We start from the raw sequence: 22,788 nt of genomic DNA, 5'->3' as shown, positions 1-22,788 counted from the left end.
TGGCGGTGATGGCGGGATTCGAACCCGCGGTTGCTTGCACAACACACGCTTTCCAAGCGTGCTCCTTCGGCCGCTCGGACACATCACCAAGGAACAACTTGATCAGTCTATCCGATCCGGAGCAGTGCAAGTGACCGCGGCCGGTACCCCGCGCGCGTCCCGCGTAAAATCGAGGCGTGGCCACTCCCAAGATCGTCCTGTTCTACGCCTTCACCCCGCTGCCAGACCCGGAGGCGATCCGCATCTGGCAGCGCGACCTCGGTGAGGCGCTGGGGCTGCGCGGTCGTCTGATCATCTCGAAGGACGGCATCAACGGAACCCTCGGCGGTGACATCCGGGCGCTGAAGAAGTGGTCGCGCTCCTTCCGCTCCTATGTGCCCTTCGCCGACGCCGACATCAAGTGGAGCGAGGGGACCGGTCTCGACGAGGAGGGCCGCAGCCTCGACTTCCCGAAGCTCAGCGTCAAGGTGCGTGACGAGATCGTCTCCTTCGGCGCCCCGGGCGAGCTGCGCGTCGATGAGAACGGAGTCGTGGGCGGCGGCATCCGGCTCAGCCCCGACGAGCTGCACACGCTCGTCGCCGAACGCGACGACGTCGTCTTCTTCGACGGGCGCAACGCACTCGAAGCCGAGATCGGCCGTTTCAAGGACGCGATCGTCCCCGACACCGAGACCACGCGCGACTTCGTCGAGCTGCTGGACTCGGGAGCCTACGACGATCTGAAGGGGAAGCCGGTCGTCACCTACTGCACGGGCGGCATCCGCTGCGAAGTGCTGTCGAGCCTGATGACCGCCCGCGGATTCGGCGAGGTCTACCAGCTCGACGGCGGGATCGTCCGCTACGGCGAGAAGTTCGGCGACGACGCCCTCTGGGAAGGATCGCTCTACGTCTTCGACAAGCGCGGCTCCGTCGACTTCAGCGACCACGCCGCCGTCATCGGTGAGTGCGCGGGGTGCGGCGAGCCGACCAAGCGCACCGCGAACTGCCCGGATGCCTCGTGCCGCACCCAGTTCGTCGTGTGCGAAGCGTGCGACGCCGTGCCCTGCGAAGCGCACACCGCCTGAGCCTCAGGAGACCAGCGCTCGCAGGTAACGCCGGCGGGCGACGACCTGCGCGACGCACAGGAGCGGGTACAGCATCCGCCAGATACCGGAGGTAGCCGCTGCGGTGAGGGAACGGACCGTCAGCGTGACGGCGTCGTCGTCGCGACTCACGATGAAAGCCTCCTCACCATCGACTGGATGCCCCGGCAGCGTCCGATAGGAAAAACCCACCCGATCGGCGGTCTCGACGACCTCGACCACCTCGACGGGCTCGGTGATCGTGATGCCCAGAACACGCGCCGTGATGACGAGACGCTCACCCGCAGCGGCCGGGTCGGTGCTCGCCACCCGGAACCCGCTCCGGGTCTTCACCCGCCACAGGAGGACGTCGCGGGCAGCGCTCTCGAAGACGTCGGCCCCCTGGCCGATCACGGCTGAGACCTCGGAGTGCCGGTGCGTGCCGACCGGACGCCAGATCCCCTGCGCGGGCGTCGTCACGCCGCCGTCGCCACGAGGTAGTCGTTGCGTTCACGGATGAGGCGGCGCAGATAGGGGGCGAGGATGAGCCGCTCGGCGAGCGCGCCGAAGACCGGCGACCCGATCGTCACTGTGTCGGTCATGACGGTCGTCTCGCCGTCGCGCTCGAACCGGTGCTCATGGTGGAAGGAGCGGAACGGGCCGCGCACCTGCTCATCGACGAAACGTGCCGGCCGGTCCAGCGCGGTGACCTTCGAGGTCATCGTGAACCAGATCCCGAAGTGACGGGCACGCCACGTCACCGTCTCGTCCAGTCCGATCGTTCCGCTCGTCACCCCGGCGACCGCCTGCTCGCCGGAGGCCGCCATCGATTCCCGGTGCGCGTCGATGCTCAGCGATGCGTCGAAGAGAGCCTCCCGAGGGATCTCGCAACGGGTGACGAGGGTGAACGCGGAGGTCATGTCTCGATCCTCGCACTCCGACGCGTGACCGGTTGCAGCAGCGAGCGGGGCAGGAACAGGGAACGCAGGGCGGGGCCGGTGCCGCTGAGGATGCGCAGCTGCGCGATCACCGCGGTCAGTGCGAGATCGAGTGATCCGGTGGGGGCGGCGTCTGCGGCATAGCTCGCCCGTTCGATCGCGCCGACGAGAACACGCACGGAAACCGGCTCCGCACCGAAAGCGATCAGTCGCGCTCCGACCGCCCGCGGGCTCTCGGCCGAGCTGATCGGTACACCGAGATCAACCAGGGTGGCATTCAGCTCGTCCCAGGTGCTGCGGGCATCGCCCTGTCGCGCGCGAGAGCGGCGCGCGGTACGGATGATGAGACGGAGCAGCAGGGGGAGGAGGGCGAGGAAGATCAGTCCGAGGAACCCGAGAGCGACAGGCATCGGATTCAGGGAATCGACCCGCTGTTCTCCGGAACCGCTTTCAGCTTCGGTATCCCGATCGACGTTCGGACCGCTCGTTGCGGTAGCCGACGGCGTGGCCGAGGGAGCCGGCGCCGAGGGGAGCGCAGAGCCGCCGCCGGTGGAGGCAGCGGGGCGGAAGTCGGTCGGTGCCCCCAGCGAGGCGGTCGGCTCGAACGGCACCCAGCCGATCCCCGCGAAATGGATCTCGGGCCAGGCGTGCAGCTGATCGCTGCTGACCTCGTAGAGGAACTCCGCACCGCGCTTGTGATCCGTCACGGTCCCCGGAAGGTACCCGACGACGATCCTCACCTGCATGTCGAGCGACTGCGCCATCAGGGCGAAGGCCCCGGCGAAGTGGATGCAGTACCCCTCCCGCTCGTCGAGGAAGGCGACGACGGCATCTGTTCCGGTGCCATCGAATCCGCGCTCGACGGGAGCATCCAAGGAGTAGGAGAAGTCGCTGCGGAACCAGCTCTTCAACGCGAGCGCCCGATCGTAATCGTTCGTGGCATCCGCGGTGACGGTGCGGGCGCTCTCGCCGATCACCGCAGGCAGATCGGCTGCGGCGCCACCGGCCGGAACGGGAGTGGCCGTCGCTGCCTGGATCTGCTCCTTCGTCGGCTGGACGCTGCGCGAGGTGACCGTGTAGTCCTGGTCCGCGGCATCCGCCGTCTCGGAGTACAGCGTGCGGTTCTCCGGGATGATCTCCCATGCGGAGCCGACGCCGATGATCTTCGTCGCCGCATAGGGGACGGGCAGCCAGGAGCTCGACAGATTGTTGACCTTCACCGATGTGCGCTGCTGCGGGGCATCGAGGTCATCCGACCACTCGGTGCCGCCGAAACCGTCCGAAAGCGGCTGACGATCGAGGTCGTCGGGCTCCCACGTCTCGCCGTCGAAGGACGACAGCGTCGCCACACGCAGATACGGCGCCGTCGTGGCCCTGGTCGCGACGGTCATGACGGTGAACGGGTCAGGGCGGCGCAGATCATCGCCCAGGCGGAGAGAGGCATTCACCTGCGCGGAGACGCCCGCGCCCGCCCACGTCGTGGAGACCGGCATGACCGGCGCGAACACGAGCGTCGCGACGATCGACGCCGCCCCGATCCCGATCGTCATGATGATCGACGCGCGCCGCGGCGCACCCGAGGAGCGGCGAGCGGTGCGGCGCAGGAGGAAGAAGGCCAGAAGCGCGAGCAGCACGAACCAGGGCACGTTCGCCTCGGTGCCGGAGATGATCATCGGCAGAGACCCGACGATGGCGGTCAGAACGATCGCGACGAGCGCCAGGTTCTGGGTGACGAGCTGCTCGAGCAGAATGGCGACGAGGGCGAAGGCGATCGCCAGCACCGCAGCGAGCGCGAACGTCGCCTCCAACGGCGCCTTCCCGTACACGATCTGGTCGGCGGCATCCCCGAGGTGCCGGGCCCAGGACCGGAGAGCAACGCCCGTGGGGATGAACCCGAACACCGCATCGCGCGGAACAGTCAGGAAAGTGACGGCGCCGATCGCGGCGACGAGCTCAACGCCGAGGGCGAACAATGCGCGATCCGGATGCCGCGCGGCGATCACCCTGGTGAGGAGCCCCGAACCCGTGACGACGATGATCACCACGACCGTGAACATCGACCAGCGCCCCGGTGAGATGACCGCGGTGTAGGGCCACAGCGCGATGAACCCGGCGGCCGCGGCCAAGAGCGCCGATCCGATCGCCGCTTCACGCCGGGCGCGGATCACACGGGCGCGCTGCACGGGCGAAGGCGCCACCATCACCGTGCGCCTCCCATGGTGAGGTGGGCGGGAACAGCGCTCGTCCAGGCCTCGGCGACGTCATCCCCGAGGAAGGCGGCCGACCAGCCGTGCATCTGCGCGCCGAGCACAGCCTCGGGTGAGGCATCCGTCGTCAGCAGGATCGGACAGGATGCTCCGCCGGAGCGCAGCGCCCGAGCATCCGCCTCCTCGAGCGCTCCCGTGATGAGCACGAGGACACCCGGCGGGTTCTCGTCGAGCAGCGAGACGACATCGCGGCCCTCGCCGCGGGGAGAGACCATCGCGAGGGCGACGAGGAGTCCGTCGCGGTCGTCGTCGTGGCCTCGCAGGCAGCCGAGCGACGTCCCGCCGGTGTCCAGCACATCGACGCTGTACCCCTCCTGCGCGAGATGGAGGGCGATCGAGGCGCACGCCGAGACCGCGGCCTCGAACGCGGCATCCGGTTTCTCCGACGGCGTGCTCCATCGCGCGGCCGCGCGGTCGAGGATGACAACCGCGTCCGGACTCGACTCTTCCTCCTCCTGGCGCACCATCAGCTCGCCGCGGTGCGCGGTCGCCCGCCAATGGATGCGGCGCATCGAATCGCCGGGAAGATACTGCCGCGGCGACAGGTTGTCGCTTCCCGGTCCGAGGCGGCTGACGGATGTGCGCGCGTTCCCGCCGCCGGATCCGGTCGTCATGCCCATCGCGGGAAGGGGCACGACTTCGGGCACGACCGTCACGGTGCGGGTATCGCCGAAGTCCTGCACGCGCTGCGCGAGCCCGAACGGATCGACCGTGCGCAGCGACAGCGGGCCGATCGGCCAGACGCCGCGCCGTACACCGGTCACCGAATAGCGGATGCTCGTACCATTATCGGTCGGGAGCTCACCGCTCGTGTCTCCCGATACAGCCGGGGGCAGCCGGTCGTGCCAGATGCCGTGGGGCAGTCGCGCGGGGCGCAGATCGAAGCGAACGGCGACCGCGGATTCCTCACCGATCGCCAGCAGATCGGTCGAGATGCGCCGAGCGACCGCACCATCGCGCCGCGGCGCGCGGATAGCGAGCACGGCGGCGACGACGAGCGAGAAGAACAGCACCGCCAGATACAGCAGGATCGGTGCGGAGAGAACATTCGCCGCGATCGCGCAGACCACGCCGATGATGACAGCGGCGAGACCGCGGGGTGTCAGAGGACGCCGCCCGCGCATCGGTCAGACCCGCGCGCCCAGCGGAACGCGCACCCGCTCGACGATCTGCCGCAGAGTCGCCTCGACCGGCTGCGCCCCGGCGCGGTGAACCCCGCGCGCCGGCAGCAGACGGTGTGCGAAGACGGGGACGAGCAGGTCCGTGAGATCGTCCGGGATCACGAACTCCCGGCCATCGAGAGCCGCCCACACCTTCGCCGCGCGCACGAGCTGCAGCGTCGCACGCGGACTCGCCCCCAGGTGCAGACCCGGATCATTGCGGGTCGCCTGCGCGAGCGCCACGGCGTACTGCTCGACAGCGGGGGAGACGTGCACGGCACGCGCCCATGCGATCATCCCCATGATGTCCGCCGCGTCGATCACCGGGGTGAGCGCCGTGAGCGGGTTGACGTTGTCTCGCTGACGCAGCATCTGCGCCTCGGCCGCGGCATCCGGATATCCCATCGACAGGCGCATCATGAAGCGGTCGCGCTGGGCCTCGGGGAGGGCATAGGTGCCCTCCATCTCGAGCGGATTCTGCGTCGCGACGACGAGGAACGGATGCGGCAGCGCGTGGGTGCGGCCATCGACCGTCACCTGCCGCTCCTCCATCGCCTCCAGCAGCGCCGACTGCGTCTTCGGGGAGGACCGGTTGATCTCATCCGCGATGACGATCTGCGCGAAGATCGCGCCCGGCTTGAACTCGAAGTCACGATCGACGGGATTGTAGACGCTGACCCCCGTGACATCTCCTGGCAGCAGATCGGGGGTGAACTGGATACGGCGCACCGTCGCATCCGTGCTCGCGGCGAGAGCGCGGGCGAGCATCGTCTTGCCGACGCCGGGAACATCCTCGATCAGCAGGTGCCCCTCGGCGAGAAGACAGACCAGGGCGCCGCGCACCGCATCCGGTTTGCCATCGATGACCCGGGAGACGGATGCCAGGACCGCGCCCGCCCGTTCGCTGAAGCGTCGGGCGGTGAAGGGGATCTCGGCGGCGGGCATGTGCTCCCTCTCGTGCGGCGCTACGTCCTATTGATCGTACGGGGCGCCGGAGACGCGGACAACGCGGCGCGGATGCCGTCAGCTCCAGGAACTCGTGCGACGCGAGGCGGCCGGCCGCCACCCATCGGCCGCGTGCGCGGCGGTGAGCAGGGCGAGTCCGCGCGTGCCGTCGAGCTCGTGGAGGGAGCAGGGGCCGACAGCGTCGCGCCAGTGCGCGTGCAGACGTTCGGCATCGCCGCGGCGACGGCCGATGATGCGCGGCACTGCCAGGAGCGTCCGGCCCGGGGAGAGGCGGTCGGCGAGATCGGCGAACGGTGAGCGCGAACCGCGTCCGGAACGATCGACGCGCAACAGGAAACGCGGCGTGACGACCGGGCCGAACAGCTCCTCGAGCGCATCGGCGAGCATACGGCGATCGGGGCCCGACCCGCCGACCTCGATGCGCACCGCACCGGGGGCATCGGCGTGCACCACGATCTCGTCCTCCACGAATGCGCCCGTGCGCCCCGAGTCGTGCAGTGCGCGAGCGAGAGCGATCGCAGCCCGCCGGTAGAAGTCTCCGGGGTGCCGACGATCGCGCAGCGCACGGCCCAGAGTGAGAATTCCGACCGAGGCGGCCGTGACCGCCCCCGCGCCCAGCACGACGCCCGCGAACACTGCCGGATCGATCAGCGCACCCTGTGTCATGAACACGCCCTGCGCGGCAGCGGCGCCCGCCGCCGTCACCGCGAAACCGCCCAGCGCATCCGCGCTCGCCGCAGGAGCCGTGCGCAGCACCGGCGCCGACCGCGGGGCGCGGCGGGCGAGAACGACCTCGCGCTCGCGGAACGCGAAGGGCGAACCGACCCGCCACGCGGTACGCGTCTGAGCGCGGGTGGGGCGCGCCGCGGCAGCCAGCGCGTTCACCGCATCGACGGTTGACGCGGGGTCCTTCGCGACCACGGCGTCGACAGCATCCTGCGCAGAACCCGGTAGGGCATGACCGAGCCCGGTGACGATCTCGGGCGGATCATCCACGCTCACGCCCCACAGGTGCGCGTGCCGTCGTCGCAGCCGCGTGACCTCGGCGGTGTCCGCGAGCTCGACCTCCGGCGGCAGCACACAGCACACCGACCAGTTGTGCGCGACCTTCCCCGGCCAGGACGGATCCAGACGCAGTGTGCGCCCGCGCAGCTGCTGCGTCGATGCGGCGGTCGTGACGGTCGTCAGGTCGATCAGCGTGTTCACCGCGGGGCAGTCCCACCCCTCGCCGAGCAGCCCCCGCGTGCTCACGAGAGCCCGGACCTCGCCGCGGCCGATGAGGTCGGAGACCGCGCGGACGACAGCCCCGCCCCTCACGGAAGCCCCGGCAACGTTCAGCTCCGCGGTGCCGTCAGGGGCGGCGGTCGCGCTCACGGCGGCCCCGAGCGCCTCCTCGAGTGCAGTCGCGATACGGGCGGCATCCACGGAACGCGTGCGCAGGATCTGTCCCGTCAGAAGCACAGGCGACAGCGACGCCGTGATCTCGTCGGCGGCGAGCATCCGGAAGACCCGTTCCGCGCCCGCGGCGGCCGGCCCCCACTCGCCGTTGTGGTTCCCGTGCTCGACGAAATCCGTCACGACGACGGCCCGGAGACGATCGCCGTCGGCGGAGAGCACCTCCTCCCGGAGGATGCGCACGGCCGTGTGATCCTTCGCCGCCGAATGCGCCAGAGTCGATTCGACCGCATTCCGTCCGCGCCGGATGCCGGTGTCGGTCAGACGGTATCCGAAATCGGCGAGCGAGCGGCGCACGTACTCCCACTCGTTGCGCGCTGCAGGATCGGGCAGCAGACGATCCTGCGCGAAACGCGACAGGGCGATGAGCAGGTCGTCACTCGTGCAGCGATGCCGGAGGGCATCGGGAACGACGCCCGCGAGCGGATGCTCGGGCGCCAGCTCGAGAAGAGCCGCGGCGCATGTCCGAGCGAGGGCGAAATCCTCGGCGAGCGCGCGCTCGAAGCGAATCGATGGCTCTTCGCCCTCCGTGCCGGGCGGCTGCACGCGATCGTGGAGATAACGAAGGCCTTCCGGCGTCGACAGCACGCGAAGGAGCAGCTCATCCAGCAGCGTCTCATGCCGGCGCAGGAAGAGGAGCTCGGCATCCGTCGGCTCCGTGAACGTCACATGATCGCGGTACGGGGCGAGATGCCCCTCCTTCACGACCGCAGGCGTCGGCACCTCGTAGTCGACATCGCCGAGAAGCTGCGTGTAGTTGTCGTACTCGGTGCGGTCATCGGGGGAGGGGAGCGTCGCGGTCAGGCCGATCACGAGCGGATCGAGGCCCCGTTCGCGCAGACGCGCCACGAGGTAGGCGACGACGAGCGCCCAATGATCCAGCAGATGGTGGCACTCGTCGAGGATGACCGTGCGGATGCCGTGCTCCACGAGCTCGTCGATGCGGGCGACCGCTCGCGGATGCAGCACACGCGCGATGAGGTCCGGGCGCTCCTTCGTGAAGCGCGAACGCAGCCCGCGAACGCGCCGGCGAATGCCGGCGCGGTATTCCTTCGGATTATCGACCGCGAGCTCGGCGAGTGCCGTGGCCGCTGAGGACTCCGAGCGATCGGCCGCGAGCTCCTCCACCCAGATCGCCCGGGCCAGATCCTCGAACGGCGAACCATCGCCCGTCACGCTGAGCATCTGATAGGTCAGCGCCGTCAGATCCGCCTGCCGGGACGGATCATCCGCCACCGCATCGTCGTCACCGGCGAGCGCACGGGCGGTATCCGCCCACTGCTCGCGGATCACGACGGTCGGCGAGAGAACCAGGGTGCGATGCCCCTCACGCGCGGCGAGCAGCAGACCCAGCAGCGTCTTGCCCGACCCCGGTGGTGCGACGATGTGCAGCGGGGTGTCAGAACTGATCGGCAGACGGGAGAGTGCTTCGGCCTGGTACGTGCGCAACGTGCCGGAAAAATGCCACCGCACCAGGGGCTTCGTGCTCACGGATGCTCGCTTCATATCTCGGGCCGGTGCAGGGACGACCCGATGCGGTCGGCCGCGGTCGGAGCATCCCCTCGTCTCGGGTAGACTAGATGACGGCTCTCCGCGTGGCAGCATCCAGGCCAATTCCCCCAGGACGGAAACGTAGCAAGGGTAACCGGGCTCTGCTGGGTGCGCGGAGAGTCTTTTCTTTTGTCCGGGAACAGACCCGATGCGAGGATCGAGGCGTGGCAGCATCCGCTTCTCCTCCCGGCCCAGCCCGGCCGAGCCCCTTCCTGAGGTTCGCATCGCCCGTGGCGCTTCTCGCCCTGATGTGGGCGATCCAGATCGCGGATGCCGTGCTCCCCGGCTCGTTCACCGGATTCGGGCTGCGATCCTGGGACCTCGGAAGCCTCGTCGGCATCGTGCTGGGGCCGCTGCTGCACTCCGGCTGGCCGCACCTGATCGCGAACAGCCTGCCGTTCCTCGTGCTCGGATGCCTCGTCGCGATCGAGGGCGCCCGCCGGTTCTGGGCGGTCACCGCCGTGGTCGTGCTCATCGGCGGTGCGGGAACATGGCTCGTCAACGCCCCCGGAACCCTGACGGTCGGCGCATCCGGCCTCGTCTTCGGATACTTCGCCTACGTCGTCGTGCGCGTGATCTCGCCGCGACCCATCCAGCACCGCATCGCCTACGCGATCATCGCGATCATCGTGATCGTGCTCTACGGCGGCTCCGTGCTCACCGGCATCATCGGCGTGCCGTCCGGGGTCTCCTGGCAGGCGCACCTGTTCGGCGGCATCGGCGGCGGCGTCGCAGCGCTACTGGGCGCGAAGCGCGGGCCCGGCGCGGAGCCCGCGCGCGGCTGAGGCGGGATCGACCGCCCAGGTCGGGGTGACACGATGGGCGGATGAGCACTCGATCGGCGACAGGCGCAGCATCGCGCGCCCGGCGTCGGCGAACCGTCACGCGACGCCCGATGTCGAAGCGACGGCTCGTGACGCGGCGCAAGCGACCGGCATCCGCCGCGGCGATCCGGCGTCGGCGAGCGGCGCGGCGCAGGCGCGTGCTCCGTCGTCTGCGGATCGCGGGCATCGTCACGGCGGGCGTCGTCGCGGCATCGCTGCTCGTGCTGATCCCGGCCGCGCTGTCCCACGACCCTGTGCCGATCTGCGCCGCGAAGCCCGCGACCTATCCCGATGAGGGGATCGCCGGCTGGTCGGGGGAGCAGCTCGAGAACGCCGCGGCCATCATGCGGGCCGGCGATGAAGCGGGCTTCGAACGGGACGGCCAGATCCTCGCGGTCATGACGGCGATGGGCGAGAGCAGCCTGCGCAACATCGACTACGGGGACTGGGAGGCCGCGGGCATCACCAACCCGGACGGTTCGCGCACGAGCAGCATCGGGCTGTTCCAGCAGCAGTCCTGGTGGGGCAGCGTCGAGCAGCGAATGGACCCGCAGGGTGCGGCATCCCTCTTCTACGCGCGTCTGGGACGGCTGGCGGGATGGCAGGACATGGAACCGACGATCGCAATCCACCGCGTGCAGATCAACAGCGACCCGCAGCACTACGCACGCTTCGGATCGGATGCCGCGGCCGTCGTCGATGCGCTCTCGGGGGAGTGCGCAGCGGAGGAGGAACTCGAGGCGCGAAAGAGCTGAACGCATATTCCCGGACGGCGGGGAACATGCTGTCTGCGGTCGGGCGTAGGCTGGCCGCGTGGCTCGTAGTATCTACATCACCTCGGCCGAAGGCCATTCCGGAAAGTCCACCATTGCTCTGGGCGTTCTCGACGCGCTCATGCGCGTGACGCCGCGAGTGGGGGTGTTCCGTCCCATCGCCCGTTCGTCGGCCGAGCGCGACTATGTGCTCGAACTGATGCTCGCCCACGACGGCGTGCAACTCGACTACGAGGACTGCGTCGGCGTCACCTACGACGAGGTCCGTGATGATCCCGATCGCGCGCTGTCGACGATCGTCTCCCGCTTCAAAGCCGTCGAAGCGCAGTGCGACTCCGTCGTGATCATCGGCAGCGACTACACGGATGTCGCGAGCCCCGCCGAACTCGGCTTCAACGCGCGGGTCGCGGCGAACCTGGGCGCTCCGGTGCTGCTGGTGCTCGGCGGACGCGACCAGCACGGCGGAGCCGAGCAGCTCGGAACCTCGACGGCGCGGAGCGCTGCCGCGGTCGGGCAGATCGCCGCACTCGCGCTCGCCGAGCTCGATGAAGAACGCGCGGAGCTCTTCGCCGTCATCGTCAACCGCGCCGACCCCGATGCGCTGCAGCCGGCGATCGATGCGGTGCGCGCCGCGCACCATGAGACCACCCCGGTCTGGGCGATCCCCGAGGACCGCACGCTCGTTGCCCCCTCCATCCGTGGCATCCTCTCCGCCGTCGATGGCCGCCTCGTCGCGGGCGACCCCGATCTGCTCACCCGCGAGGCTCTCAGCGTTGTCGTCGCCGGGATGTCGATGGTCAACGTGCTGCCCCGGCTCACGGAAGACGCCGTCGTCGTCGTTCCGGCCGATCGCACCGAGGTGCTGCTGGCGCTGCTCCTCGCCGATGCCTCGGGCACGTTCCCCTCGATCGCCGGGATCATCCTCAACGGCCCCTTCCCGCTCCCGGCCGACATCGTGCGCCTGATCGACGGACTCGAATCGGCCGTGCCGATCATCGCCACCGACCACGGCACATACGACACCGCGGTGCGCGTCATGGGGGCCCGCGGCCGGCTCGCCGCCGACTCCCGGCACCGCTATGATCGGGCGCTCGCGCTCTTCCAGAAGAATGTCGACATCAACGAGCTGAGCATCGAGCTCGGGCTCGCCGAATCGACGGTCGTCACACCGCTCATGTTCGAATACGGACTGATCGAGCGCGCCCGCGCAGATCGTAAGCGCATCGTGCTCCCCGAGGGCGACGACGACCGGATCCTGCGTGCCGCGGCGACCCTCATCGCGCGGGACGTCGCGGACCTCGTCATCCTCGGCGACGCCGATGCGATCACCTCGCGCGCCACAGAACTCGGCATCGACGTCGCCGCGGCCGAGATCATCAGCCCGAACAACGCCGAGTACGTGGCCCGCTTCGCCGAGGAATACGCGCGGCTGCGCGCTCACAAGGGCGTCACCGTCGCGCAGGCCGCCGACACCATCACCGACGTGTCGTACTTCGGCACGATGATGGTGCACCTCGGGCTCGCCGACGGCATGGTCTCGGGCGCCGCGCACACCACCGCGCACACGATCCGGCCGTCGTTCGAGATCATCAAGACGCGCCCCGATGTGGATGTGGTCTCCAGCGTCTTCCTCATGGCGCTCGCCGACCGGGTTCTCGTCTACGGCGACTGCGCCGTGATCCCGGATCCGACCAGCGCGCAGCTCGCCGACATCGCCGTCTCCTCGGCGGAGACGGCCCGGAAGTTCGGCATCGACCCGCGCGTGGCGATGCTGTCGTACTCCACGGGGGAGTCCGGTTCCGGAGCCGACGTCGACAAGGTGCGGGAAGCCACCGCCCTGGTGCGTGAGCGCGCCCCCGAGCTGCTCGTCGAGGGACCGATCCAGTACGACGCCGCGGCCGATGCCGCCGTCGCGCAGACGAAGCTGCCCGATTCGGCCGTGGCGGGTCGTGCGACCGTGTTCGTATTCCCCGATCTGAACACCGGGAACAACACCTACAAGGCCGTGCAGCGCTCGGCCGGTGCTGTCGCGATGGGGCCGGTTCTGCAGGGCCTCAACAAGCCGATCAACGATCTGTCGCGCGGTGCGCTCGTCGAAGACATCGTCAACACGGTCGCGATCACCGCGATTCAGGCGCAGGGAGGGGTGGCATGAGCGTCGTGCTCGTGATCAACAGCGGCTCGTCGTCGCTGAAGTACAGCCTGATGGACATGGAGCGCGAGGTGCCCCTCGCCGAGGGGCTCATCGAGCGCATCGGTCAGGACATCGGCGAGATCACCCACACCGTGCGCCGCATCGCCGAGCCGGGGGAACCCGCGCCCACCGTGCTCGACACCCAGCACCGCAGTGAGCGGCGCATCGCCGATCACGACGAGGCGATGGCCGTGATGCTCGAACAGTTCGCCGAGCACGGACCACGGCTGGCGGAGCATCCGCCGGTCGCCGTCGGCCACCGCGTCGTGCACGGCGGGGCGCGCTTCTTCGCGCCCACGCTCATCGACGATCTCATCGAGATCAACATCGAAGACCTCTCCGTGCTCGCCCCGCTGCACAATCCCGGCGCCGTCGCCGGCATCCGGGCCGGACGGCGCAGCTTCGCCGATGTGCCGCATGTCGCGGTCTTCGACACCGCTTTCCACCAGACCCTGCCGCCGGCGGCGTACACGTACGCGGTCGAGCGGAGCGTCGCCCAGCGGCATCGCATCCGCCGGTACGGCTTCCATGGGACGAGTCACAAGTACGTCTCCGAACAGGCGGCGCTGTTCCTGGGCCGGCCGCTCGGCGAGCTGAAGCAACTGGTGTTCCACCTCGGCAACGGCGCCTCGGTCACGGCCGTCGACGGCGGGCGTTCCGTCGAGACCTCGATGGGCATGACACCGCTCGAGGGACTCGTGATGGGCACGCGCTCGGGCGATGTCGACCCGGCCGTCGTGCTGCATCTGAGCCGGGTCGCGCAGATGACGACCCGCGAGATCGACGAGCTGTTGAACAAGCGCAGCGGCCTTCTGGGGCTCGCGGACCGCGCTGACATGCGCGACATCCTCGAGGGCGTCGAGAAGAACGATCCGCGGGCGAAGCTGGCCTTCGACGTCTACATCCATCGGCTGCGCGCTTACGCCGGGGCGTTCATCGCGCAGCTGGGCGGCGTCGACGTCATCTCGTTCACGGCCGGGGTGGGCGAGAACGCGGTGCGCGTGCGCGCGGAGGCTCTGGCGACCCTGGGCTTCCTCGGTGTGGAGATCGATGCCGAGCGCAACGCGGCGAGGGCTCTGGGCATCCGCCGGATCTCCTCCGATGCGTCACGCGTCGAGGTGCTCGTGATCCCGACGAACGAAGAGCTCGAGATCGCCCGACAGGCAGAGGGAATGGCATGAGGATCATCGTCTTCGGAGCCACGGGCGGCGTCGGCAGGCAGGTCGTGCGCCGTGCCCGGGAAGCGGGGCATGACGTCACGGCGTTCGTCCGAAGCCCCGAGAAGGTCACCGATCGTGAGGGGATCCGCATCGTGCAGGGCGATGCCTTCGACGCGGATGCCGTCGCCGCGGCGATCGCGGGCCAGGACGCGGTGGTCTCCTGCCTGTCGTCCTCGGCGCCGATGAAGCCCTCCGACGAGATCACGACAATGGTGGGGAACATCGTCGACGGCATGCGCACGTCGGGCGTCGAGCGCATCGCGTACTGCGCCTCGCTCGGCGTCGACGGCGAGCTCACCGGTCTCATCGGCCGTGGCATCCAGTGGATGCTGCGGCATCCGCTCGCTGATCACCGCGCGGCGCTCGACCGCATCGACTCGGCAGGCCTCGACCGGACAATCGCGCGCCCGTCATCGCTGAACGACAAGGAATTCGGCCCCTACGTCGAGGCGTTCGACGGGGCGCCGGAGTCGAACAAGCCGATCCCGCGGGCATCGGTCGCCGACTTCCTCGTCAAAGCGCTCGAACAGCCCGATGCCTACCGCGGAGCATCCGTGGGTCTGGCGGCGCGCGGGGCCTGAGGGTTACCCCGTCGACGGGCCGCGGCTACGCTGGCTGGCAGGCACGCTGAGGTGTCGCTCCGCTACGAGCCGATGGGAGTACAGAGTGTCCTCGACCCTGCCCGACCTGCGCCGCGCCGAAGGCGTGCTCTTCGACCTGGACGGCGTGCTGACTCCGACCGCCGAGGTGCACATGCGCGCCTGGCAAGCGGTCTTCGATGAAGTCTTCGTCCAATGGGGGATCCCTGAGCCCTATACACCGCAGGACTACTACGCGTACGTCGACGGCAAGCGACGCTATGACGGGGTGGCGAGCCTGCTGCACAGCCGCAACGTCGAGATCCCGTGGGGGGATCCGGCGGATACTCCGGATGCGCTGACGGTCTGCGGCATCGGCAATCGCAAGAATGCGGCGTTCGCTGCGGCGCTGCGCAGCGGTGGCGTAGCGCCCTATTCCGGCTCCCTCGCACTCATCGAGCTCCTGCACCGGGAAGGCGTGCCGATGGGTGTCGTGTCGAGCTCGTCGAACGCCGAGGAGGTGCTCGAAACAGCCGGCCTGCGCGACTTCTTCCCGGTGGTGATCGACGGTCGCGTGGCGGCTCGGGAGGGCCTCGCCTCGAAGCCCGCCGCCGATATGTTCCGCGCCGGTGCGGTGGCGCTCAGCGTGAACCCGGCCGAGAGCATCGCCGTCGAAGACGCCGTCTCGGGGGTCGCCTCCGCGGTGGCCGCCGGCTTCTCGCGGGTCGTGGGCGTGGACCGCGGCGCCGGCACGAGTGCGCTGCTCCAGGCCGGAGCGACCGATATCGTCGATGACCTCGCCCGACTCCTCCCCGACCTTCCGGAGACCGCATGATCGATCGCGACCGCTTCCCCGTCGACCCGTGGCGTCTGACCGAGGCCCGTTACAGCGAGGACGGCGTCTCCGAGACGTTGTTCGCGGTGGGCAACGGGTATCTCGGCCTGCGCGGCAATCACATCGAGGGCCGCGGTGCTCTCGAGCACGGCACGTTCATCAACGGTCTGCACGAGACCTGGCCGATCCGCCACGCCGAGCAGGCGTACGGCTTCGCCGAGGTGGGCCAGACGATCGTGAATGCGCCGGATGCCAAGATCATGCGCGTCTACGTCGATGACGAGCCGATCTCCTTCGACGAGTCCGAGGTGCGCGATTATTCGCGCAGCCTGGACATGCGCACGGGCGTGCTGACGCGGAGTTTCGTGTGGGAGACCCCGTCGGGCAAGACGATCCGCATGCGCGATGAGCGGCTGGTGAGCTTCGAGGAGCGGCACCTGGCCGTTCTGCGGCTCGAAGTGACGGTCGAGAACGCCGACGCACCGGTCACGATCAGCTGCCAGCTGCTGAACCGGCAGGATGGCGGGAACGTCTACGCCGGAACACCCAGCGCGGCCCAGGGGAGCGCCGGCTTCGATCCGCGCAAGAGCGAGCGGATCACCGAACGAGTGCTCCAGCCCGCCGAGCACTGGCAGAGCGGACTGCGCTCGGCGCTGTCGTACCGGACGACGGACTCGGGAATGACGGTGGCGGTGGTCGCCGACCACATCATCGAGACCGACAACGAGTACAGCGCTCGCACGCTGATCGATCCCGACATCGCCAAGAACGTCTTCCGGGTCCAGGCGAAGGCCGGGGTGCCGATCCGCATCACGAAGCTCGTCAGCTATCACACCTCCCGCAGCGTGCCGGCGCGGGAGCTCGTCGACCGGTGCCGTCGTTCGCTGGACCGGGCCGCCTTCGAGGGCGTCGAGGCCCAGTTCCGACGTCAGCGCGAATGGCTGGATGCTTTCTGGAAGCGCTCCGACGTCGAGATCGAGGGGCACGACGATCTGCAGCAGGCGGTGCGCTGGTGCCTGTTCCATCTCGCGCAGGCATCGGCGCGCGCCGATGGCGCGGGTGTCCCCGCCAAGGGCGTCTCGGGATCGGGATACAGCGGCCACTACTTCTGGGACACCGAGATCTATGTGTTGCCGTTCTTGACCTACACATCGCCGCAGTGGGCGCGCAACGCCCTGCGCGCCCGCGTGCTCATGCTTCCGGCGGCCCGTCGCCGTGCCGCGCAGCTGAACGAGGCGGGTGCGCTGTTCCCCTGGCGGACCATCAACGGCGAGGAGGCCTCGGCCTATTACGCGGCGGGCACGGCGCAGTACCACATCAACGCCGACGTGAGCTTCGCGCTCGGCAAGTACGTGCGGGCCACCGGCGATGACGACTTCATGCGCCGGGAGGGCGTCGACATCCTCGTCGAGACCGCCCGCCTGTGGGCGACTCTCGGGTTCTGGCGCGAGGCCGATGGTGAGGCCGTGTTCCACATCCACGGCGTCACCGGGCCCGACGAGTACACGACCGTCGTCAATGACAACCTGTTCACGAACGTCATGGCCCGGTACAACCTGCGTTACGCCTCGCGTGTGGTGCGCAGCATCCAGCAGGACGACCAGCAGGCGTACGCGCGCCTGCGCGAACGCACCGGGTTGGATGCGGCGGAGCCGGACGCGTGGGATCTCGCCGCCGCCGCGATCCACATCCCTTACAGTGAGGGACTCGGCATCCACCCGCAGGACGCCATGTTCCTGGAGCGCGAGGTCTGGGACCTCGCACACACGCCGGATGATCAGCGGCCCCTGTTGCTGCACTTCCACCCGTTGGTCATCTACCGGTTCCAGGTGCTCAAGCAGGCGGACGTCGTCCTGGCGCTGTTCCTGCAGGGCAACCACTTCACCGCCGAGCAGAAACTCGCCGACTTCGACTACTACGATCCGCTGACCACCGGCGACTCCACGCTCTCGGCCGTCGTGCAGTCGGTGCTCGCCGCCGAGGTCGGCTACCAGGACCTCGCCCGGGAGTACTTCGAGCAGTCGCTGTTCGTCGACCTGGGTGATCTGCACCACAACGCCTCCGACGGCGTGCACGTCGCCTCTGCGGGAGGCGTCTGGACCGCTCTCGTCTCGGGCTTCGGCGGAATGCGCGACCACGCCGGGGAGCTGAGCTTCGACCCGCGCCTGCCGAAGGACTGGCCCTCGCTGACCTACCGGATGCAGTGGCAGGGGAGTGCGCTGGTCGTCACCGTGACCTCCGACGAGTTGCGCGTGCACGTGGCATCCGGAGATCCCATCGAATTCACCGTCCGCGGACAGACGCAGCGGGCTGAGGCGGGGAAGGATGCCGTCATAACGCTCGCCGGTCAGGGGCCGGTGCGTCCCGGGCGCCCGACTCTGCAGGGCTTCTCGGATGCGCGTCGTGCCGACGGCACCCGGCTCGCACCGTCGCTGCCGGTCATCACCTCGGCGATCCCGGTGATCGTGCAGGCGATGGGAGAAGACCGGTGAGCAGTCTGGCGCTCGGGGCATTGGGTCTGGTCGTGGTTCCCGCGGTGGTACTGATCGCCGCGGCCGCGATCATGCGGTGGTACGCGCATCGGATGCCGTCGTCTCCGGGGGCGCGATTCGCGCCGGTGGCCGAGGACGCCGTGCTCACGGACGCACTTCTGCTACAGAAGGATTCGCGGGCGATCGCCGCGGCCCTCATCGACCTCGCCGTGCGCAGGAAGATCCGGTTGCTCCGTCCGGACGGCGAGACCGGCAAGAAGGCGACCATCTCTGCGGAGGTCATGCCCGGAGCGTCGATGACGGTCTCCGAGATCCGCGTGATGGAGGCTCTCTTCGGGCAGGGCAGCACGACATCGGCCGTGCGGCGATTCAGCAGGGACTCGCGCGCCCTCAAGCGCCGGGTGCGCGATGTCCTCGCCGTCGAGAGGCGGCGCGGTGCCGAAGCCGGTCTGTACGCGCGCGAACCGCGCACAGCCCCGGTGCGCGTGATCACGGTGCTGGCCGTGCTCGGGATGCTCGCCGGCGTGACCACGCTCATCGGCACGCTCGTCGGCGGTGATGCGATCGCCGCTATGCTCGTTGCGGCCGGCCTGCTCATCGTGCTCGCCGTGTTCTTCGTCGTCCCGCGGCCGTGGCGGGTCTTCCTGCCCGCAGCGGAGCCGCTGCGTCGGCACCTGGCGGGCCTGCACGAGTACATGGACCTCGCCGAGAAGGAACCGCTGCGATACCTGCAGTCTGTCGACGGCGCGCTGACGGTGACGGAAGCTTCGCCGCAGGCGCACCACGACGGCCTGCAGACATTCCTGCTCAGTGAAAGGCTGTTGCCGTACGCGGTGCTGTTCGGCATGGAGGAGAGCTGGGCGAAGAACCTGGGCGAGTACGGGGACGCGCTGCGCGCCGATGCGGGGTTCGTGGATGCGCTGGGATCCGCTCTCGAGGTCGCAGAGATCATCGAGGCGATCGGCGGTGCCGTCGCCCTGGTGCGCTCGCTGGGCGAGCTCGTCGATGTCGGCCAGGGGATCGCCGACCTCGCCGGCGCGGTGGGGGACGTGTTCGACGCCCTGCCATGAGGTGCCCCGGCATCCTCACGGGTGCAGTGTCGGCGGTTGGCCGTAGGCTGGACGGGTGACCACAGCCCTCTACCGCCGCTACCGTCCCGAGAACTTCGGCGAGATGATCGGGCAATCGCAGGTGACCGATCCGCTCATGACAGCGCTGCGCGGTGACCGCGTCGGCCACGCCTACCTGTTCTCCGGCCCTCGCGGCTGCGGAAAGACCACGTCAGCGCGCATCCTCGCACGCTGCCTCAATTGTGCTGAAGGCCCGACGGACACCCCGTGCGGCGTCTGCCCGAGCTGCGTGGAGCTGTCGCGCGACGGCGGCGGGTCCCTCGACGTCGTCGAGATCGATGCCGCCAGCCACAACGGCGTCGACGACGCCCGTGACCTGCGCGAACGAGCGACGTTCGCGCCCAGCCGCGACCGGTTCAAGATCTTCATCCTCGATGAGGCCCACATGGTCACCCCGCAGGGCTTCAACGCCCTGCTCAAGCTCGTCGAAGAGCCCCCCGCTCATGTGAAGTTCATCTTCGCGACGACCGAGCCCGACAAGGTGCTCGGCACCATCCGCTCGCGCACGCACCACTATCCGTTCCGGCTCGTCGCGCCCGCGGCCATGCTCGAGTACGTCGAGAAGCTCTGCGCCGAAGAGGGTGTTCAAGTCGCCCCGGGTGTTCTGCCGCTCGTCGTGCGCGCCGGTGGCGGGTCGCCACGCGACACCCTGTCGCTGCTCGACCAGCTGATCGCCGGCTCCGACGGCGATCACGTCGCCTACGAGCGGGCCGTCGCACTGCTCGGCTACACGCACGCCTCCCTGCTCGACGAGATCGTCGACGCGCTCGCCGCCGGTGACGCCGCCGCGGCCTTCCCCGCGATCGACCGCGTCGTGCAGACCGGTCAGGATCCGCGACGCTTCGTCGACGACCTGCTCGAGCGGTTGCGCGACCTCATCGTGATCGCCGCCGTCGGAGAGGGAGCATCCGCTGTCCTTCGCGGCATCCCGGAAGACGAGATGTCCCGCATGCGCACCCAAGCCTCGGCCTTCGGCGCCACGCGCCTGTCGCGCACGGCCGATGTCGTCAGCGCGGCGCTCGACGACATGACCGGGGCCACATCGCCGCGTCTGCACCTCGAGCTCATGATCGCGCGCGTCCTCTCGGCGGCCGGGGCATCCGCGTCGGCTCCCGCTGTTCCGTCGCCCGCCGATGGTCCGGTTGCCACTCCCGCTGCTGCTCCGGCTGCTCCCGCTGCTGCTCCGGCCGCCGAACGAGCCGCTGCGCCCGAGACGAAGCGCGCCGAACGCGCAGAACGCCCGGAACCGGCATCCGCGCCGGCCCAGACGCCCGCGACCCCCGCTCCGGCCCCGGCGGCTCCCGTTCCTTCGGGCCCTGTCACGATCGACCGCATCCGTGCCGTGTGGCCCGCCGTGCTGACGCGCCTGGAGAGCGTGAGCCGTGCGTCGTGGCTGCTCGCCACGGGAGTCCAGCCGCTGGAGTTCGACGGCGATACCACCGTGCTCACGCTCGGCTTCACGAGCGCGCAGGATCTGCAGAAGTTCAAGGGGATCACCCCGGGCAATGGGCCCTCCGACCATCTGCGCGCCGCAATCGAGCAGGAGCTCGGCGTCACGGTGAAATACCGCCCCGCGCAGCTTCCTCCGCGGTCGTTATCCGATGCGGCGCCCGCCGCTCCCGTGCGCACGGCGCCTCGCGATGCGGCGCGGTCATCGTCACCGGCACCGCAGCCGACGGCATCCGCGGCATCTGTGACCGAGTGGGCGGTCGCCGCGATTCCGACCTCCGAGGCTCCTGCGCCTGCAGACGATCCGAGCCCGCCGGAACCCGCTCCGTCCCCGGCCACCGCTTCGACGCCGACGCCGCAGCCCCCGACGCCGATGCCGACGACGCCGTCCGTCGACGCGAGCGGCGTTCATGATGATGTTCCTCCGCCCAGCGACGATGATGCGCCGTACCCGGACGATGAGCCCCCATACGGTCCGTACGATGAGCCCGCATCGCCCGCCCCGACGCGGGAGCGCGCGCCGCAGTCGGCGCAGGGGGTGCCCCCTGCGCCGGTGGCGCCCCCTGCGCCGGCCCCTGCGCAGCCGCAACGTCAGCAGCCTCCGCAGCAGCGTGCGATGCAGCCGCGGGGCGACCGGTCGCCCGGGGGAGTGCAGCGCTACGGCGAGGCCGTGATCCGCCAGGTGCTCGGCGCGACGTTCGTGCGCGAAGAGCCCTATGAGCCCCCGACGAGGTTCGCCTGATGTACGACGGCATTGTCCAAGATCTGATCGACGAGTTCGGCCGCCTTCCCGGCATCGGCCCGAAGTCGGCGCAGCGCATCACCTTCCACATTCTGCAGACGCCGTCGTTCGACGTGGCGCGCCTGGCCGAGCTCCTCACCGACGTGCGCGCGCGCGTGCGTTTCTGCGATGTGTGCGGCAACGTCTCCGAGCAGGATCGGTGTTCGATCTGCCGCGATCCGCGCCGCAACCCGGCGCTGATCTGCGTCGTCGAAGACGCCAAGGATGTCTCGGCGATCGAGCGCACGCGGGAGTTCCGTGGTCTCTACCATGTGCTCGGCGGTGCGATCAGCCCGATCGCGGGGGTCGGCCCCGACGATCTGCGCATCGCGCAGCTCATGACGCGTCTCGCGGATGGCACCGTGCAGGAGGTCATCCTCGCGACGAATCCCAATCTCGAGGGCGAGGCGACTGCGAGCTATCTCAGCCGTCTGCTGACGACCATGCAGATCACCGTGTCGCGCCTGGCATCGGGGCTGCCGGTGGGCGGCGATCTCGAGTACGCCGATGAAGTGACCCTGGGGCGCGCCTTCGAAGGACGGCGAACGCTGTAATCCGACGCGGATACGGTCACGATGGGGTGGCCGCCGCGTGAACCCGCAGGGCGCCTTCACGCGCAGGGGCTGGGTGCTGTTCGCGGCCATGGCGCTGATCTGGGGTGTGCCCTACCTGTTCATCCGCATCGCGGTCGAATCCATTTCCCCGCCCGCGATCGTCGCCGGCTGTGCGGTGATCGGCGCGCTCGTGCTGCTGCCCTTCGCCCTGCGCAGCGGTGCGTTGACGCAGGCCTGGCGCAAGTGGCCGTGGGTGCTCGCCTTCGGCGCCGTCGAGATCGCCGGCCCGTTCCTGCTCCTGGGCCACGCCGAGATGACGCTGTCGTCCGGGCTCACCGGCCTGCTCGTCGCCACGGTGCCGCTGTTCGCAGCCCTCATCGCACTGGTCGGCGGCGATCGTGGGGTGCTCCGGCCGTCGCGGGTGATCGGTCTGGTCGTCGGTTTCGCCGGTGTGATCGTCGTCGTGGCGGGGCCCGGATTGGCGGCTCTTCGTAATTGAAGGTGTAGTCGGGGTGCGCGCGGCGATTGGTGGATAGGGGTCGAGGTCTTCCAGGATGGAA

The 22,788-nt window shown here is 69.4% G+C and carries 18 protein-coding genes, 1 tRNA gene and 1 other RNA gene; 13 read left to right on the top strand and 7 right to left on the bottom strand.

The window, feature by feature from the left end:
• Positions 1–88: transfer RNA gene (locus ACWAUG_RS11845), tRNA-Ser, on the bottom strand.
• Positions 89–176: 88 nt separating this feature from the next.
• Between ACWAUG_RS11845 and trhO the strand changes: the two genes are divergently transcribed.
• Entirely contained in the window at positions 177–1,064 is an 888-nt protein-coding gene (gene trhO, locus ACWAUG_RS11840) for an oxygen-dependent tRNA uridine(34) hydroxylase TrhO (RefSeq protein WP_460802580.1), read from the top strand.
• Positions 1,065–1,067: 3 nt separating this feature from the next.
• On the opposite strand, the gene ACWAUG_RS11835 is transcribed toward trhO, so the two are convergent.
• The 6 genes from ACWAUG_RS11835 to ACWAUG_RS11810 all read right to left on the bottom strand — a co-directional run bounded on the left by ACWAUG_RS11835 (position 1,068) and on the right by ACWAUG_RS11810 (position 9,338).
• On the bottom strand, positions 1,068–1,541 hold the full coding sequence (locus ACWAUG_RS11835) for a DUF1990 family protein (RefSeq protein WP_460802579.1): 474 nt from the start codon (positions 1,539–1,541) through the stop codon (positions 1,068–1,070).
• Positions 1,538–1,981, bottom strand: a complete 444-nt coding sequence (locus ACWAUG_RS11830) for an SRPBCC family protein (protein WP_460802578.1) — start codon at positions 1,979–1,981, stop codon at positions 1,538–1,540. Before ACWAUG_RS11830 ends, ACWAUG_RS11835 begins: the two co-directional genes overlap by 4 nt.
• Positions 1,978–4,200: a transglutaminase family protein gene (locus ACWAUG_RS11825; RefSeq protein WP_460802577.1), complete on the bottom strand. Its 2,223-nt coding sequence runs from the start codon at positions 4,198–4,200 to the stop codon at positions 1,978–1,980. The genes ACWAUG_RS11830 and ACWAUG_RS11825 overlap by 4 nt, the downstream gene beginning before the upstream one ends.
• Positions 4,200–5,390, bottom strand: a complete 1,191-nt coding sequence (locus ACWAUG_RS11820; RefSeq protein ID WP_298040926.1) for a DUF58 domain-containing protein — start codon at positions 5,388–5,390, stop codon at positions 4,200–4,202. Before ACWAUG_RS11820 ends, ACWAUG_RS11825 begins: the two co-directional genes overlap by 1 nt.
• Positions 5,391–5,393: 3 nt before the next feature.
• Positions 5,394–6,371 carry an AAA family ATPase gene (locus ACWAUG_RS11815; RefSeq protein ID WP_298040928.1) on the bottom strand — a complete coding sequence of 326 codons (978 nt, stop codon included), beginning with the start codon at positions 6,369–6,371 and terminating at the stop codon, positions 5,394–5,396.
• A gap of 78 nt (positions 6,372–6,449) precedes the next feature.
• Entirely contained in the window at positions 6,450–9,338 is a 2,889-nt protein-coding gene (locus ACWAUG_RS11810; RefSeq protein WP_460802576.1) for a DEAD/DEAH box helicase family protein, read from the bottom strand.
• Positions 9,339–9,429: 91 nt separating this feature from the next.
• On the opposite strand from ACWAUG_RS11810, the gene ffs reads away from it, so the two are divergent.
• The 12 genes from ffs (at position 9,430) to ACWAUG_RS11750 (ending at position 22,727) form a co-directional block, all read left to right on the top strand.
• Positions 9,430–9,526: signal recognition particle sRNA small type (ffs, locus tag ACWAUG_RS11805), an RNA gene on the top strand.
• A 102-nt stretch (positions 9,527–9,628) separates the two neighbouring features.
• On the top strand, positions 9,629–10,183 hold the full coding sequence (locus ACWAUG_RS11800; protein ID WP_298040930.1) for a rhomboid family intramembrane serine protease: 555 nt from the start codon (positions 9,629–9,631) through the stop codon (positions 10,181–10,183).
• Between the two features lie 41 nt (positions 10,184–10,224).
• On the top strand, positions 10,225–10,977 hold the full coding sequence (locus ACWAUG_RS11795) for a hypothetical protein (RefSeq protein ID WP_298040932.1): 753 nt from the start codon (positions 10,225–10,227) through the stop codon (positions 10,975–10,977).
• Positions 10,978–11,035: 58 nt separating this feature from the next.
• Complete coding sequence (pta, locus tag ACWAUG_RS11790; protein ID WP_298040934.1) at positions 11,036–13,150, top strand: phosphate acetyltransferase; 2,115 nt, start codon at positions 11,036–11,038, stop codon at positions 13,148–13,150.
• Positions 13,147–14,370 carry an acetate/propionate family kinase gene (locus tag ACWAUG_RS11785; protein ID WP_460802575.1) on the top strand — a complete coding sequence of 408 codons (1,224 nt, stop codon included), beginning with the start codon at positions 13,147–13,149 and terminating at the stop codon, positions 14,368–14,370. Before pta ends, ACWAUG_RS11785 begins: the two co-directional genes overlap by 4 nt.
• Complete coding sequence (locus tag ACWAUG_RS11780) at positions 14,367–14,990, top strand: NAD(P)-dependent oxidoreductase (protein WP_460802574.1); 624 nt, start codon at positions 14,367–14,369, stop codon at positions 14,988–14,990. The genes ACWAUG_RS11785 and ACWAUG_RS11780 overlap by 4 nt, the downstream gene beginning before the upstream one ends.
• An 85-nt stretch (positions 14,991–15,075) precedes the next feature.
• Positions 15,076–15,822: an HAD family hydrolase gene (locus tag ACWAUG_RS11775; protein WP_460802573.1), complete on the top strand. Its 747-nt coding sequence runs from the start codon at positions 15,076–15,078 to the stop codon at positions 15,820–15,822.
• Positions 15,819–18,314 carry a glycoside hydrolase family 65 protein gene (locus tag ACWAUG_RS11770; protein ID WP_298041177.1) on the top strand — a complete coding sequence of 832 codons (2,496 nt, stop codon included), beginning with the start codon at positions 15,819–15,821 and terminating at the stop codon, positions 18,312–18,314. Before ACWAUG_RS11775 ends, ACWAUG_RS11770 begins: the two co-directional genes overlap by 4 nt.
• Positions 18,311–19,384 carry a DUF2207 family protein gene (locus ACWAUG_RS11765; RefSeq protein ID WP_460802572.1) on the top strand — a complete coding sequence of 358 codons (1,074 nt, stop codon included), beginning with the start codon at positions 18,311–18,313 and terminating at the stop codon, positions 19,382–19,384. Before ACWAUG_RS11770 ends, ACWAUG_RS11765 begins: the two co-directional genes overlap by 4 nt.
• Positions 19,385–19,439: 55 nt before the next feature.
• Positions 19,440–21,635, top strand: coding sequence for a DNA polymerase III subunit gamma and tau (locus ACWAUG_RS11760; protein ID WP_298041173.1), 2,196 nt, complete (start codon positions 19,440–19,442; stop codon positions 21,633–21,635).
• The gene (recR, locus tag ACWAUG_RS11755; protein ID WP_460802571.1) at positions 21,635–22,228 is read left to right on the top strand and encodes a recombination mediator RecR; all 594 of its coding nucleotides are present in this window, start codon (positions 21,635–21,637) and stop codon (positions 22,226–22,228) included. Before ACWAUG_RS11760 ends, recR begins: the two co-directional genes overlap by 1 nt.
• A 37-nt stretch (positions 22,229–22,265) precedes the next feature.
• Positions 22,266–22,727 (top strand): EamA family transporter, encoded by a 462-nt coding sequence (locus tag ACWAUG_RS11750; RefSeq protein WP_460802570.1) that lies wholly within the window; start codon positions 22,266–22,268, stop codon positions 22,725–22,727.
• The last annotated feature ends 61 nt before the right edge of the window (positions 22,728–22,788 follow it).

The sequence above is a fragment of the Microbacterium sp. GXF6406 genome, assembly GCF_054798215.1.
This window is presented reverse-complemented; position numbering and strand designations above follow the sequence as displayed.